Here is a 14440-nt window from a genome sequence, read left to right as displayed (position 1 = left end):
GTCGCCGGTCAGGAGCCGATCGACACCTGGAGGGTCGTCTGGTTGCCGGTGTTCGGCAGCACCGTTCCGTCGCGGTCGGCGGCGGCGTCGACCCGTACCGTCAGCGGTCGGCGTGGCCAACGGCCGGAGTCGGCCCACCGAGCTTCCCCATCACGTCCACGGATCCTGCCCGCCAGCGTCCCGGGGCGGACCGCGACGACGTAACACGTGCCGGGGACGGAGATAGTTGTGGACTTCCGGGATAACCTCGGCCGGGACCATCGGCGGGGAGGTCGGAATGGGCAGCGAGCATCCAGCGGCGCACGGCGAACGGCAGGACGACCCGGCCGGTCCGGAGATCACGGCCGGCGCGGCGCCGACGACCGCCGGTACGCCCGAGCCGGCTGATCCGGCACCGGCCGCAGCACCGCGTCCGCGAACGGAACCGCCCGCCGGCGACGCCGCACCAGACGGGGAACACCTCGTCGGCGAGGCACCCGGTCGGTTCGGTCGGCCCGGTCAGCCGCTGCGGCTGAGCCCGTTCCTGGTCGGGCTGACCGGCGGGCTGGGCGTGCTGCTGGCGTACGCGATATTCCTCGCCGTCCGCAACGCGGGCTCGGTGCTGGTGCTGGTCTTCATCGCGCTCTTCCTGGCGATCGGGCTGCATCCGGCGGTGGTCCGGCTGCGCTCGTGGGGGCTGCCCCGGGGGCTGGCCGTGGCGACTGTGACGTTGACCCTGCTCGCCGTTATCACCGGCGCGGTGTACGCGCTGGTGCCGCCGATCGTCAGCCAGACCGGCGAGCTGATCGGGCAGGTGCCCGACTACGTCACCGAGCTGCGCCGCAACGACACCGTCAACGACCTGATCGTGCAGTACGACCTGACCGGCAAGATCGAGTCGGCGGCCACCACGGAGAACATCACCCGGGCCCTGGGCGGGGTCTTCGGGGCCGCCGGGTTCATCTTCGGCGCGGTCTTCAACATCGTCACCGTGATCGTGCTGACGATCTACTTCATGGCCACCTTCGACCGGCTCCGCGACCTCGGCTACGGCCTGGTCCCGTCGACCAGGCGGGACCGGGTACGCCTGATCGGTGACGAGATCCTGGCGAAGGTCGGCGCGTACATGGTGGGTGCGCTCGCCATCGCCCTGCTGGCCGGGGTGAGCACCTTCGTCTTCGCCGTCGTCGTCGGCCTGGCGTACCCGTTCGCGCTCGCGGTGGTGGTGGCGATCTGCGACCTCATCCCGCAGATCGGCGCGACCATCGGAGCGGTGGTGATCACCCTGGTCGGGTTCGCCACCGACGTGCCGACCGGAATCGCCAGCGCGGTCTTCTTCCTGGTCTACCAGCAGGTGGAGAACTACCTGGTCTATCCCCGGGTGATGCGGCGGTCCGTCCAGGTCAACGACGTCGCGGCGATCGTCGCGGCGCTGCTCGGGGTGGCCCTGTTCGGGGTGATCGGCGCGCTGGTCGCGATCCCGGCGGTGGCGGCCATCCAACTGGTGCTCCGCGAGGTGGTGCTGCCCCGGCAGCAGCACCGCTGACCAGCAACTTCTGTCCGCAATCCGTCTGAATCGAGAATAGTAACCGCTTCGGCACGGCTTGTAGTATTCATTCATGGCCAGCAGGTCGAGACGGTCGGAACCGCACCCCTCCTGACCTGGGAAGGTGCTCCGACCGCGGCGATCGCGTCGACCCGGGGGGAGTTGGCGCGGGCGGGCCGGATCGGCGGCGGGCGGCCTTCGTAGCGCACGAACTGTGGCCCCTGGCCGTGTGCGACGCGCCCGTGGGGGGTAGCCGTGACCGACGCCAACGCCGCTCCTCCGATCGAGCCAGCAGATCTCGTCCGCCGCCCGGACCGCACCCGGCGCCGGGCGACCATCGTCGGGATCTTCAGCCTCACCGCCCTCCTCCTCGCCGCCAGCGGCTATCTCGTACTCACCGTCGCGGGTCAACCGGTCCGGGCCGCGCCGATGGTGCTCGACCAGCCCGCCTCCGTCCTCTGGGGACGGACGATCGACCGCCCGGTCGAGGTCGCGGCCAACAACGTCACCATCCGGCGGGTCAAGATTCGCACCGGCGGTACCGCCGCCGTCGTGATCCGGTCCGGCGTGGTCGGCACGCTGATCGAGGACACCCAGGTCCAGTGCACCTCGGCCGGGACCGACGGGATCGTGCCCGGCGGGTACTCGGCGTTGCGGGTCCGGGTCAACGGCTGCCGCCAGGCGTTCGCGCAGCGCGAGGGGAGCACCGCCACCATCGTCGAGTCCTTTGTCGACGGACGGCCGTACGGCGAGGCGACGCCGACCAGCCCGACCGTGCCGATCCCGCCGCCCGACCCCGACTCCCGGGCGATGGCGCAACGCCCGCCGTACGCGCCCGCGGCGGCGCCGCCGACCCCGATCACGTACTGGCCCGGTCCGACCACCACGGGAGTGCCGGTCGGTACGGCGCTACGCAACTCCGGATCGCTCAGCCTGCGTACGGCGGGGCAGGTGGTGACCGGGCTGAACATCGTCGGCTGCGTCACCGTCTCCGCCGCCAACGTGCAGATCCTGCGCTCCCGGATCACCTGCAACAGCACCACGTACTCGATCCGGACCCTGGCCGGGGCGACCAACCTGCTGGTCCAGGACGTCGAGATCAACGGCATGGCGAAGAACTCGGCCTCGATCTGCTGCGGCGACTACACGTTGCGCCGGGGCAACGTCTACAACATGATCGACGGGCCCCGCCTGGCCAACAACACCCGGATCTTCGACTCGTACATCCACAGCCTGGCCCGGATCGCCGGCTCGCACAACGACGTGTTGCAGAGCACCGGCGGCAACAACATCATCGTCCGGCACAACACGCTGCTGTCGTACAACCCGGTGACCCGGGACCCGTTCAACTCCTGCCTCACCATCGGCTCGGAGACCAGCCCGTCGCTGACCAACCTGACCTTCGAGGACAACTACTGCAACGGCGGCAACTACTCGATCGGGATCAGTCCCCGGCTGGTCGGCTCCAACATCCTGTTCCGGAACAACAAGTACGGCCGCGACTACCGTTTCGGGGTGGTCTCCGGCTGGAACCGGGCCGGAGTCATCTGGGAACGGGCCACCAACGTCTACTTCGACAACGGCCTACCGGTGGTCTGAGCCGGGTCAGCGGCGCTCGAACCGGCCTGAGCCGGGCCAGCCTGAGTCGAACCGAGCTGAGTCGGACCGGCCTGGGCCGGCGGCCGGTACGGGTCCAGCGCGGCCGGCTCGCGCAGCCGCTTGCGACCGATCCGGCGCAGCGTGCCGAGGGTGGAACGAAGTTTCTCGACCGTCGACAGGTGCCGCCACCAGATGCCGGCCATCGGCAGGTTACGCAGCCGGGGCGTCATCAGGCCGGCCGCCCGCAGCGTGGTGAGCCGCCCCCAGACCGCGCCCCGGGCCCGGAGCAGGTTCGGCTGCGAGGCGGGCAGGATGTCGGCGGCCACCGGAGTCAGCACCAGCGTGCCGGCGGCGATGGCGGCCTCGACCAGCCGTACGCCGCGCTCGGTGCGGGCCAGCACCAGGGACTGTCCCGGATCGTCGCCGGTCGGCCTGTACCACGGGTCGCCGACCGCCACGTCGGCGAACTCGCCGGTGTGGTCGGCGCAGAGGTAGCAGCGCCACTGCCGGTGCTTCTGCAGAATGTCGCCCCACGACTCGGCGTAGCTCAGCTCGCGCCGCCGCTCCGGCGGGTCGTCGGTGAGCCGGGCCCGGGCCGAGCCGGGCCAGCCGGCCCCCCGGTAGTGCACCGACTCCAGCCGGGCCGGGTCGGCGACACCGAGCCGATCCAGCATCTCCAGGGTGCCCCGGGTGGTCGGAGTGCCGGCGCAGAAGATCGCGATGGTCAGCCCGAGCTTCCGGTCCAGCTCCGGCCGGACCTGCCGGGCCATCCGGACCGCCGCCACGTCGCACGGCTTGCCGACGAAGACGCACGGCCCGTCGGCCGACTCGACCAGGTCGAGCCGGTCGCAGGGGCTCGCCGGGGCGTACCGGGAGCCGGCGTTGGCCAGCAGTTCGGCCGGGGTGCGGGACAGCCGGGTCTCGTTCAGGTACGGCACGTCGGCCCGGGCGCCGATGTGCAGCACCCCGGCCATCCCCTCGCCGGTCAGGCAGTGTCCGGCCAGTGCGGTCGCCACCCCGCCGCTGGAGCCGGCGTACCTGATCGACGGGTCGGCCGCGTACCCCTCCCAGATCGCCCGGACCGGTCCCCAGGCCGGGCGCAGCGCGGCGATCTCGCCCGGCGCCGGCCGGCTGCCCTCGTGCCCCAGCCGCACCCCCGGGCAGCAGTCGAGTGCCGCCGTCGCGCCCCTGCCGTTCGCCCCGACCGGGGTGATCGGCAACGGCCGGCGGCCGTGGTCGAGCACGTCGACCATCCGCACCTCGTCCGGGGCCAGGTACGCGCAGACCCCGCAGCCGGTGCAGAGCTTGCCGGCGGCGACGTCGTGCACGGTCCGGGGCCGGACCATCAGCGCACCTCGGTCGGCGCGCGACGGTCCCGCTCGGCCCGGGCCAGCGTCACGAACTCGTCCATCTGCGCGGACGCCCGGCCGACCGCCGCCGGAGTCCGGATCGCCAGCTCGGCGGCGGTCTCCGCCCGACCGGTCCAGGAGGTCCAGAGCACGTCGAGCAGTGCGTCGTCGGGCAGTCGCCGGGCGTCGGCGACGTGCCGCCGCTGTCCCACGCTGGCGAAGACGCCGCGCGCCTTGTCGCTGTACGCCACCACCGCCGCCGGTACCGCCGAGGAGAGCGCCGCGATCGTCGCGTGCATCCGCATCCCGCAGAACCAACTCGTGTGCGCGATCACCCACTTGCTCTGGTGCGGGTCCAGGCCGGACGGGGCCAGCGCGATCCGGTCGCCGTACCGGGGGGCGAGTGCGGCGTAGAGCCGTTCGCTGGCCACCCGGTCGTCGTCGGCGCCGTTCGGGGTGAGCACGTGCGGCACGATGATCACCCGGGTGTCCGACTGTTCCAGCAGGCGTTCGCAGAGCCGGTTGGCCACCTCCGAGGTGTCCCCGGCGAGTCCGAACTGGACCCGGCCCTCCGGTCGGGACATCAGCCCGCTGACGTTGATCCCGGCCACCGGACCCGGCTCGGCCTCGAACCACCCGGTCAACCGCTGGTACGCCGGCTCGTCCGGCACCCTCGGCTCCAGCGCGAACGCGACGTCGACGCCCTCCCGGTGCCGCCTCGGGTCGAGGTCGGGGCCGAGCAGGTCGGCCAGCGCGGCGAAACTCTCCGGATCACGTGCCCACGCCGTACGGGCGCCCCGGACCAGGACCGCCGCCTCGGCCCGTAGCCGGGCCGACCGGAACGGCCCGTACGTCTGCGGCAGCAGCACCAGCGGACGGCGCCGGAGCAGCGCCAGCCGCTTCGGCCAGGCCACGGTACGGAACCGGTGCTCGCCGTAGATGTCGCTGAAGCTGTCTCCGCCGCTGACGTCCAGCACCACGTCGGCGGCGTCGATCCGGGCCAGTCCGGCGTTGCCGAGCCCGCCCAGCGCCGCACTGATCCGCATGTTCAGATAGGACTCCGGGCGGTGGTAGCGGCGCGAGTGCCGGGCACCGGCCAGCGCGATCGGCACCGGCCGACCGGCCACGAAGGTGTGCCCGGCGCGCTGCCCCCAGCCGTCGTCGAAGACGGTGACCTCGGCGCCCGGTTCGCGGGCCAGCAGCCCGCCCAGGGTCGCTGCCCGCAACGCCCCGACGCCCAGGTTCAGGTGCGCGCCGGGCACCCCGAACAGGCAGGCCGACACCGGTCTGGTGCGGACACCGGGCTCGGTCTTCTCGCTCGCTTCGGTCACTGCTCGATCACCGCTTTCTCGCACCGGAACGCCTCGGCGTACCGGGACCGGCACTCCATCCCCCGCAGCCGGGCCAGCCCGAGGAACACCTCGTCGTCCCACCAGTCCCGGGCCTTCTGGGACGGATAGCTCGCGTGCAGCAGCTCCACCTTGCGGCGTATCCGCTGCTCGGTCAGGGGCAGGTAGACGTTGCGCCGGCCCAGGTCGCCGTCCCACTTGGGGATCTCGTAGTACAACACCGTGGCGTCCCGAAACGACGTGGGCACCAGGGCGGCGAGTGTGTGGTGGTCCTGGTGCGCGTCGTCCGGGCTGGGCGCCAGCACCAGGTCGGCGGCGAGGGTGGCGGCGGCGGCGTTCACGATCTCCTTCGCCTCCCCCCACCGGGCCGGCACCCGCCCGTCCGGCAGGTCGTGCAGGGCGAAGCTGAGCCGAGCGTCGGGCAGGAAGGCCGCAGCCGCCGCGCGGGCCTCGGCCTGCCGGGCGGGAACGCCGGTGAGCAGCACGTAGTGCACCCGGAGCCCGGGTACGTCGCCGAGGGCGAGCAGCAGGCCGCCGGCCCCGATCTCGATGTCGTCCGGATGTGCCCCGAGCAGCACCACCGAACGGGCGGCGGAGAGGCGCAGCGGCATCATCAGCCGGTCAGTCCCAGGTCACGGGGTGCGGCGGCGCTGCCGGCGGCGGCGAGTACCGGCTCCAGGGTCGCCGGTCGACGGCCCCGGTTCCGGTTCGGGTCCCAGAGCATCCACGGGCAGCGGGCCGAGTGGTAGAGCTGCTCCAGCTCGGCCCGGTCCTTGAAGGTGTCGGCGGCCCGCCAGAACCCGGTGTACCGCTGGGCGATCAGCCGCTGCGCCGGCAGCAGCCGGTCGAACGCCTGCGGCACCATGTCCTCGCCCTCGCGGAGCACGTCGAAGATCTCCGGACGCAGGATGAAGTAGCCGCCGTTCTCCCACTGCATCAGCTCGCGGATCGGGCGTACCCGGGTGACCTGGTCGCCGGGGGCGATGTCGATGACGTGGTGGGTGGACTGCACGGGTACGGCGAGCAGGCTGGCCACCGCGTCGGTGTAGCGGAACCGGTCGATCATCTCCGGCAGCGGCGCGTCGGTCAGCGTGTCCGCGTAGTTGGCCAGGAACATCGGCTCGTCCTCGACGTACTTGCGGACCCGCATCAGCCGCTCGCCGATGCTGGCACCGAGGCCGGTGTCGATGAAGGTGATGTTCCAGTCGGTGATGTCGGCGGAGTGCAGGCGTACGTCCCGGCCGTGCATGGCGAGGCTGAAGTCGTTGGAGAGCGTCTCGTCGTACCGGAGGAAGTAGTCCTTGACCGCGACGGCGCCGTAGCCGAGGCAGAGGATGAAGTCGGTGTGCCCGAAGTGGGCGTAGTACCGCATCACGTGCCAGAGCAGCGGACGGTCCCCGATCATCGCCATCGGCTTCGGTGCGGAGGCGGCGTCCTCGCGCATCCGCATCCCCAGGCCGCCGCAGAAGAGGACGACCTTCACTCAGACCACCTCCAGGGCGGGGATCGGGAAGACCAGTCGCCCGCCCCAGTGCCGGACGTAGGCGAGTTGCGCGGAGATCTCGGTACGCAGGTTCCACGGCAGCACGAGTACGTAGTCGGGGCGGTCCTCGGCGATCCGTTCCGGTGGATGGATCGGGATGTGCGTCCCGGGCAGGAACTTCCCCTGCTTGTGCGGGCTGCGGTCCACCGTGTACTCCACCAGGTCGGCGCGGATGCCGCAGTGGTTGAGCAGCGTGTTGCCCTTGCCCGGGGCGCCGTAGCCGACCACCCGCAGGCCCTGGGCCCTGGCGGTGAGCAGGAAGTCGAGCAGTTCCCGCTTGATGTCGAAGACGGCGTCGGCGAAGCCGAGGTGGCCGGCGACGGTGTGCAGCCCGGCCTCGCTCTCGGCGTCCAGCACCGACTTGACGTTGCCGGACGGCTCCCCCGCCGCCGCTGCCGGCCGGGCGTGCAGCCGCAGCGAGCCGCCGTGCGACGACAACTCGTCCACGTCGATCACGATCAGGCCGGCGGTGGCCAGCGCCCGCATCGCCGTCCGCAGCGTCAGGTATTGGTAGTGCTCGTGGTAGATGGTGTCGTACTGCCGGCGCTCGATCAGCCGAAGCAGGTGCGGCACCTCGCAGGTGACCAGCCCGGTCGGCTTGACCAGCGCGGCCAGTCCGGCGGTGAACCCGATCAGGTCGGGTACGTGCGCGTAGACGTTGTTCGCCGCCACCAGGTCGGCCCGGCCGTAGCGCTCGGCCAGCTCGGCGCCGGTCTCGGCGCCCAGGAACCGGGTCTCGGTCCGGATGCCCCGGCGCCGGGCCACCTCGGCGACGTTGCCGGCCGGCTCCACCCCGAGCACCGGCACCCCCTTGGCGACGAAGTGCTGGAGCAGGTAGCCGTCGTTGCTCGCCACCTCGGTCACCAGCGAGTCCGGCCCGAGACGGAGCGCCTCTGCCATCGTGTCCGCATATCGCCGGGCATGTGCCACCCACGAGTCGGAATACGACGAGAAATAGGCATAGTCGGAGAAGATTTCCTCTCCGGACACGTACGCCGGAAGTTGCACGAGCAGACAGTTCGAACAGATTCGTACGTGCAGCGGATAGAAGGTCTCCGCCGAATCGAGCCGGTCCGCCGACAGATAACTCTCGCAGAGCGGGGACATGCCCAGGTCGACGAAGGTTTCGGTCAATACCGCCGCACACAGCCGGCATTTGGCATCGGTCATGCCCCACCCACCCCGATATGATCGGAATACCGGCGCGGCGCCCGCCCGCCTGCGCGCCACGCTAACCAGCGCTCCGGCGCGACCGGAGTGGTTGAGTAAAAAGTCCGACAATAGCCCGCCCGGTCAGGGGGCCACCCATAAACTCGCCTTCTCACCCGGGCGACGACGGGAGCTTTGCCGTGCGTGTTCTCGTGACCGGCCACCATGGTTACCTCGGCAGCGTACTCACCCCGATGCTGGGGGGCGCCGGGCACGAGGTGACCGGGCTGGACACCGATTACTACTCCGACTGCCTGCTCGGTCCGGCACCGGCCGCCGTACCCACGATCAGGATGGACCTGCGGGACGTCCGGCCGGAGGACCTCGCCGGGTTCGACGCGGTCTGCCACCTCGCCGCGCTCTGCAACGACCCGATCGGCAACCTCAACCCCGAGCTGACCTACGAGATCAACCACCGGGCGACGGTACGGCTGGCCGAGGCCGCCAAGGCCGCCGGCGTGACCCGGTTCCTCTTCTCCTCCTCGTGCAGCCTCTACGGGGCGGGCACCGACGACCGGCCGCTGGACGAGACGGCCGGCTTCGCGCCGGTCACCCCGTACGGCGAGTCGAAGATCAAGGCCGAGCAGGACCTCGCCGCGCTCGCCGACGACGACTTCTCCCCGGTGTTCCTGCGCAACGCCACCGCGTACGGCTTCTCGCCCCGGCTCCGTGGCGACCTGGTGGTCAACGACCTCACCGCGCACGCCCTGCTCACCGGCGAGGTACGACTGCTCTCCGACGGCTCGGCCTGGCGCCCGCTGGTGCACGCCGAGGACATCTGCGCGGCCTTCCTCGCCCTGCTCGACGCACCTCGGGAGACGGTGCACGGCCGGGCGTACAACATCGGGGTCAGCAGTGAGAACTACCTGATCCGGGACGTGGCCGAACTCGTCGCCGAGGTGGTGCCCGACTCCCGGGTCACCTTTGCCGGTGGCGCCTCGGCGGACACCCGGAACTACCGGGTGAGCTGCGACCTGGTCGCCGCCGAGGTGCCCGGCTACCGGCCGCGCTGGACGGTGCGCAAGGGCATCGAGGAGCTGGTCGAGGCGTACCAGCGGTACGGGTTGACCATCGAGGCGTTCCGGGGCGAGCGGCACCAGCGGCTGCGCCGGATCCGGGCGCTCACCGAGGCCGGTCACCTCGACACCGAACTGCGCTGGAGGGGGCAGTGACCCCTGCCGGCAGCTCCGGCGGTCGGCAACCGGTGCACCGGTGCACGGCCTGCGGGCGGCACGACCTGGTGCCCTTCGCCGACCTGGGCGAGATCCCGGTCTACTGCGGCGTGCACTGGGCCAGCCGGGAGGAGGCGCTGGCCAGCCCGCTCGGCCGGATGTGGCTGGCGTACTGCCCGGAGTGCGGGTACGTGCGCAACCTCGCCTTCGATCCCGCCGTTCTGGTCTACGACACCACCATGGACACCAACCTGCACCACTCGCCCGCGTTCGGCGTCTTCTCCGCGGAGCTGGTCAAGCACCTCGCCGGGCGGTTCCCGCTGCGCGGCGGCACGGTGCTGGACGTCGGCTGCGGGCAGGGCGAGTTCCTCCGCGAGCTGTGCCACGTGGCCGCCTGCCGGGGCGTCGGCTACGACGCGATGTACGCCGGCCCGACCGGCCCGGACCCGTCCGGCGCGACCTTCGTCCGGGGCCACGCGCGGCTGGACGCCGACACCCCGCCGTTCGACCTGGTCACCTCCCGGCACTGGTTCGAGCACCTGGACGACCCGTACTCCTTCCTCGTCCGGCTGCGCGAACTGGCCGGCGACCGGCCCGCCTACGGCTACCTGGAGGTGCCGGACGCCGGCTACGACCTGGCCACCGCCGGCTGGGAGGTGATCTACCCGCACGTCTCCTACTTCGACGGGTACTCGCTGCGCCGGATCGTCGAGCGGGCCGGTTGGCGGATGCTCGCCACCGGCCGGCTCTTCGCCGGGATGTTCCGCTACGTGGAGATCTCGGTGAACGCGCCACCGCCGGTGAACGGCACCGAACTGCCCGGGGGCGAGTCGCCGGGACCGGTCGACCGGGACCGCCAGCTCGCCTCGATCGCCGGCTTCGCCGAACGGCACGCCGCCGAACGGGAGCGCTGGCGGAGCACCATCGACCGGCTGGTCGCCGCCGGGGACCGGCCGGTGCTCTGGGGAGCGGGTTCGCGCGGGGTGCAGTTCCTGCACCTGGCCGACCCGGACCGCCGGCTCGCCGCGGTGGTGGACGTCAACCCGCGCAAGTGGGGCCGCTACCTCCCGGTGACCGGGCACGAGGTCAGCGATCCGGCCACCCTCGCCGGCTCGGGTACCCGGTCGGTGATCATTACCAACCCGGCCTACCGGGACGAGATCGACGCCGCGCTGCGCCAGCTCGGCGTACGGGCCGAGCTGCTGGTCGCCTGAAGCGGAGGAGACGATGGAGCCAGCACCACGGGTGAGTCTGGGCGTACCCCTCTACAACGCCGAGCGCTACCTCGAAGGCTGCCTCGACGCCCTGCTCGCCCAGGACTACCCCGACTTCGAGATCATCATCAGCGACAACGCCTCCACCGACCGGACCTGGGAGATCTGCCAGCGGTACGCGGCGCGGGACCCGCGCATCCGGCTGTACCGCAACCCGCGCAACTTCGGCGGGCACGTCAACTACGCCCGGGTGGTGGAACTGGCCCGGGGCGAGCTGTTCAAGTGGGTGGCGTACGACGACGTCTGCCTGCCGGCGTACCTCGGCACCTGTGTGGCGGCGCTGGACGCGGCCGGGCCGCACGCCGTACTCGCCTATCCGCGTACGGTGCTGATCGACGAGGCCGGCGAGGTGATCGGCCCGTACGCCGACCGGCTGGACCTGCGCGACCGGCGACCGTGGCGGCGGGTGGCCGGAGTGGCCCGGAACATCAACCTCTGCCACGCGCACTTCGGGGTGTTCCGGATGTCGGCGCTGCGCCGGACCGGGATGATCCGCCCGTTCCTCTCCTCCGACTACACGCTGATCGCCGAGGTGGCCCGGCTCGGCGAGATCCACGAGGTGGCCGAGCCGCTGTTCCTGCGCCGGATGCACGGCGCCTCCACCCGGCAGGCCAAGGACGCCACCCCGGCCTCGGCCCTCGCCTGGTTCGGCCAGACGGGCAAGCGGGTCCGGGCGCCCCGGCTGCGGATGCTCGCCGAGACGCTGCGCACCCTCTCCACCGGCTCCGAGCCGCTCGGCACCCGGCTCAGTTCGGCGGTGGCGTTCCTGGCCACCTGGTGGGCCCGGCGGGTCCGGGTCCGGCTCGGCCGGCTGCGCAGGCGGGTACCCGCCTGGCTCGGCCGGCTGATCCGTCGGCGTACCAGCACGGCGAAGGGCAGCGCATAGGGTGGCTGCCGTACAACCCGCCCGGACGACTCCGGAGCAGCCAGCCAGCATCCCGGCAGACCCGGAGTCGCCCCCGTCGGGCGGTACCGGCCGGCTGCGCTCGGCGATCGGCTGGTCGTACGTGCTCACCGCCGGCCGGATCGGCTCGTCGATCCTGGTCACCTTCCTGCTCGCCCGACTGCTCGGGCCGAGCGAGTTCGGGCTGGTGGCGATGGCCACCGTCTTCATCACGGTGGCGCAGACGCTGATCCAGCAGGGGCTGGTCTCGGCGATCGTGCAGCGGGACAAGCTGACCCCGGAGCACCTGGACGGCGCGTTCGTGGTGCTGGTGCTGGCCGGGCTGGTGATCGGAGGTCTCACCGCCGCCGCCAGTCCACTGTGGGCACTGGCCAACCGGGCTCCGGAACTGACGACGATCTGCGTGGCGCTGTCTCCACTGGTGCTGTTGCAGGGGCTGTCGATCGTGCCCGAGGCGGTGTTGCGGCGGGAGTTGCGGTTCCGGGCGGTGGCCATCCGTACCCTGCTCGCCTCGCTGCTCAGCGGCGCCGTCGGGGTGGCCCTGGCGCTGGCCGGGGCCGGCATCTGGGCCCTGGTGGCGCAGCAGTTGGTGAACGCGGCGGTCGGCCTGGTGGTGCTCTGGTGGGTCTGCCCATGGCGGCCGAGCCGCCGCCCCCGGCTCTCCGGGATCAAGGACCTGCTGGTCTTCTCCGCCCACTCGGCCAACGCCGGGCTGGGCCTGATGCTCAGCTCCAAGGCGGACGTCATCTTCACCGGCCTGTTCTTCGGGCCGGTGGCGACCGGGATCTACCGGCTGGCGGCCCGGCTGCCGGACATGCTGGTCGACGTGACGGTCCGGTCGCTCCAGCAGGTGGCGCTGCCGTCGCTGTCCCGGTTGCAGCGGGACCGGGCCGCGCTGGCCGCGCACCTCAACCAACTCCAGCATCTCGGCGCGCTGGCCGGGCTGCCGGTGCTCGGCGTACTCGCGGCGACGGCGCATCCGCTGGTCACGCTGCTGGGTCCGCAGTGGGCCGGCACCGAGGTGCCGCTCCGGCTGCTCTGCCTGTTCGGCGCCGTCAACGTGTACGGGGTGCTGCTCGGTCCGGCGCTCCAGGCGATCGGCCAGCCGGGCAAGCTCGCCGCGATCCTCTGGACCCGGGGGGTGCTCGGGGTGGCGACGCTGGCCGCCGTCGGCACCCTGTTCACCGGGTACGGCGACGTGGCCGAGGCGACCGCCGTGGCGCTGGCCGGGGTGGGCATGCAGCTCGTGGTGACCGCCGCAGCGGTCTGGGTCACCGTACGCCGGGCCGCGCAGGCGTCGATCGCGGCCTTCCTCACCCCGACGGTGCCGGCGGTACTCGCCGCGGTGGCCGCCGCGCTGGTACCGCTGGCGGTGGCCCGGACCGGCCTGGACACCGGCCCGGTGGTCGAACTGCTGGTGCTCGGCGGGACGGCGGGGCTGGTCGCCGGAGTGCTGCTCTGGGCCACCGACGCCCGCCTGCGCCGGCTGGTCCTCGCCCGGCTCCCCCGGCGCTGACGAACCGAACCGACCCGTCCACCGGTACCGCTACCAGTGCCGGCCGTCGGGCAGGTCGGCCAGGCCCGGCGCGGAGAGGTGCGCGACCTGGTACCGCTCGGTGGCCTCCTCCTGCTCCGGCACGCTCCCGTTCCAGAGCACCAGCCGCAGCAGTTGCCAGTGTCGCGGGTCGACGGCGAGGACTGCGGTGTGCACGTTTGCGCGTCCGGCCAGGGTCGCCAGCTCGGCGATCTCCCGCTCGACCCGGTCGGCCAGCCCCAGGCCGGTACCCTCCGGGTCGGCGTCGGCCGGGATCGCGGTGAGGCGGCGCGAGGCGGCGCTCGGCACTGTCTCCCGGGCCGGGCCGGCGAACGTGGCCAGGCCGGTCCAGTGGCCGACGACGGGCCGCCCGAAGTCGCGGACGATGCCCTGGAAACCGCCGCCGCCGACCAGGAACTGGGCCATCGCCCCGATGTCGTGCCAGAGGTAGAACGGGGCGTACTCGTTGACCGGCGAGCCGTCCACGCCACGTTCCCGGATCAGGTACGCCTTCAGGGCCAGGCCGGCCCGGTCGTCGAGCAGGTGCCCGAAGTCGGCGACCCGCTTGCGGATGATCCGCATGTCGTAGTCGGCGGGCAGGGTGATCTCGTACTGCTTGGCGTACATCTGGTGCCCCTGTCGTCCGGTGCTGGGTGCGGCGCGGCGTCGCCTGTACATACCAGCAGACGCGGGCGGCGGTCGGGCCGCCACCACCTGCCGCCGGCCTGCCGCCGGCCTGCCGGCATACCTGTCCGACGGAGACTGTCGAGCTGCCCCGCCTGTGCACCCGCCACGCCGGCCCGGCCGCCCGATACCGCAGCAAGGGCGTGCCCCGGCTGTGCACCCAGCTCGACAGTCTGCGGCGGAGACATCTGCCGGCCCTGCTCGTCGCCCGGCCACCCCAGGCCGCCGCGCCGCCCGCCCCCGATTCGGCCCCGACCCGGTCCGGGCTCAGTCCGCCGGTCCGGCAATCACAGTCGGG

At 72.2% G+C, this 14440-nt stretch carries 12 protein-coding genes; 6 read left to right on the top strand and 6 right to left on the bottom strand.

Going from position 1 to position 14440, the window contains the following annotated elements; translation table 11 throughout:
* Positions 1 to 277: 277 nt before the first annotated feature.
* Positions 278 to 1525, top strand: coding sequence for an AI-2E family transporter (locus Pen02_RS33360; protein ID WP_203870162.1), 1248 nt, complete (start codon positions 278 to 280; stop codon positions 1523 to 1525).
* Positions 1526 to 1780: 255 nt separating this feature from the next.
* Positions 1781 to 3124: a glycoside hydrolase family protein gene (locus tag Pen02_RS33355; protein WP_203870161.1), complete on the top strand. Its 1344-nt coding sequence runs from the start codon at positions 1781 to 1783 to the stop codon at positions 3122 to 3124.
* Here Pen02_RS33355 and Pen02_RS33350 read toward each other — a convergent pair.
* From Pen02_RS33350 to Pen02_RS33330, 5 genes are read right to left on the bottom strand one after another with little or no spacing between them, the layout of a single operon-like run.
* Positions 3094 to 4470 (bottom strand): Coenzyme F420 hydrogenase/dehydrogenase, beta subunit C-terminal domain, encoded by a 1377-nt coding sequence (locus tag Pen02_RS33350; RefSeq protein WP_203870160.1) that lies wholly within the window; start codon positions 4468 to 4470, stop codon positions 3094 to 3096. The two genes, Pen02_RS33355 and Pen02_RS33350, sit on opposite strands and share 31 nt — an antisense overlap.
* Entirely contained in the window at positions 4470 to 5804 is a 1335-nt protein-coding gene (locus Pen02_RS33345; protein ID WP_203870159.1) for a polysaccharide pyruvyl transferase family protein, read from the bottom strand. The genes Pen02_RS33350 and Pen02_RS33345 overlap by 1 nt, the downstream gene beginning before the upstream one ends.
* Positions 5801 to 6436: a PIG-L deacetylase family protein gene (locus Pen02_RS33340; RefSeq protein ID WP_203870158.1), complete on the bottom strand. Its 636-nt coding sequence runs from the start codon at positions 6434 to 6436 to the stop codon at positions 5801 to 5803. Before Pen02_RS33340 ends, Pen02_RS33345 begins: the two co-directional genes overlap by 4 nt.
* Complete coding sequence (locus Pen02_RS33335; protein WP_203870157.1) at positions 6436 to 7305, bottom strand: glycosyltransferase family protein; 870 nt, start codon at positions 7303 to 7305, stop codon at positions 6436 to 6438. The genes Pen02_RS33340 and Pen02_RS33335 overlap by 1 nt, the downstream gene beginning before the upstream one ends.
* On the bottom strand, positions 7306 to 8535 hold the full coding sequence (locus Pen02_RS33330) for a class I SAM-dependent methyltransferase (protein ID WP_203870156.1): 1230 nt from the start codon (positions 8533 to 8535) through the stop codon (positions 7306 to 7308). It lies immediately after the preceding gene.
* A 179-nt stretch (positions 8536 to 8714) separates the two neighbouring features.
* Between Pen02_RS33330 and Pen02_RS33325 the strand changes: the two genes are divergently transcribed.
* From Pen02_RS33325 to Pen02_RS33310, 4 genes are read left to right on the top strand one after another with little or no spacing between them, the layout of a single operon-like run.
* On the top strand, positions 8715 to 9746 hold the full coding sequence (locus Pen02_RS33325) for an NAD-dependent epimerase/dehydratase family protein (protein ID WP_239141720.1): 1032 nt from the start codon (positions 8715 to 8717) through the stop codon (positions 9744 to 9746).
* A complete protein-coding gene (locus tag Pen02_RS33320; protein WP_203870155.1) occupies positions 9743 to 10960 on the top strand; it encodes a class I SAM-dependent methyltransferase in 1218 nt (405 codons plus the stop codon). The genes Pen02_RS33325 and Pen02_RS33320 overlap by 4 nt, the downstream gene beginning before the upstream one ends.
* A gap of 13 nt (positions 10961 to 10973) precedes the next feature.
* Positions 10974 to 11906 carry a glycosyltransferase family 2 protein gene (locus Pen02_RS33315; RefSeq protein ID WP_203870154.1) on the top strand — a complete coding sequence of 311 codons (933 nt, stop codon included), beginning with the start codon at positions 10974 to 10976 and terminating at the stop codon, positions 11904 to 11906.
* 1 nt (position 11907) lies between these two features.
* Complete coding sequence (locus Pen02_RS33310; protein ID WP_203870153.1) at positions 11908 to 13440, top strand: lipopolysaccharide biosynthesis protein; 1533 nt, start codon at positions 11908 to 11910, stop codon at positions 13438 to 13440.
* A 30-nt stretch (positions 13441 to 13470) separates the two neighbouring features.
* On the opposite strand, the gene Pen02_RS33305 is transcribed toward Pen02_RS33310, so the two are convergent.
* Positions 13471 to 14085, bottom strand: coding sequence for a DUF4865 family protein (locus Pen02_RS33305; RefSeq protein WP_203870152.1), 615 nt, complete (start codon positions 14083 to 14085; stop codon positions 13471 to 13473).
* Positions 14086 to 14440 lie beyond the last annotated feature (355 nt).

Source organism: Plantactinospora endophytica (assembly GCF_016862915.1).
GTDB classification, from domain to species: Bacteria; Actinomycetota; Actinomycetes; order Mycobacteriales; family Micromonosporaceae; genus Plantactinospora; species Plantactinospora endophytica.
The sequence above is the reverse complement of the archived record's forward strand: the minus strand, read 5'-3'. Positions and strand labels throughout refer to the sequence as shown.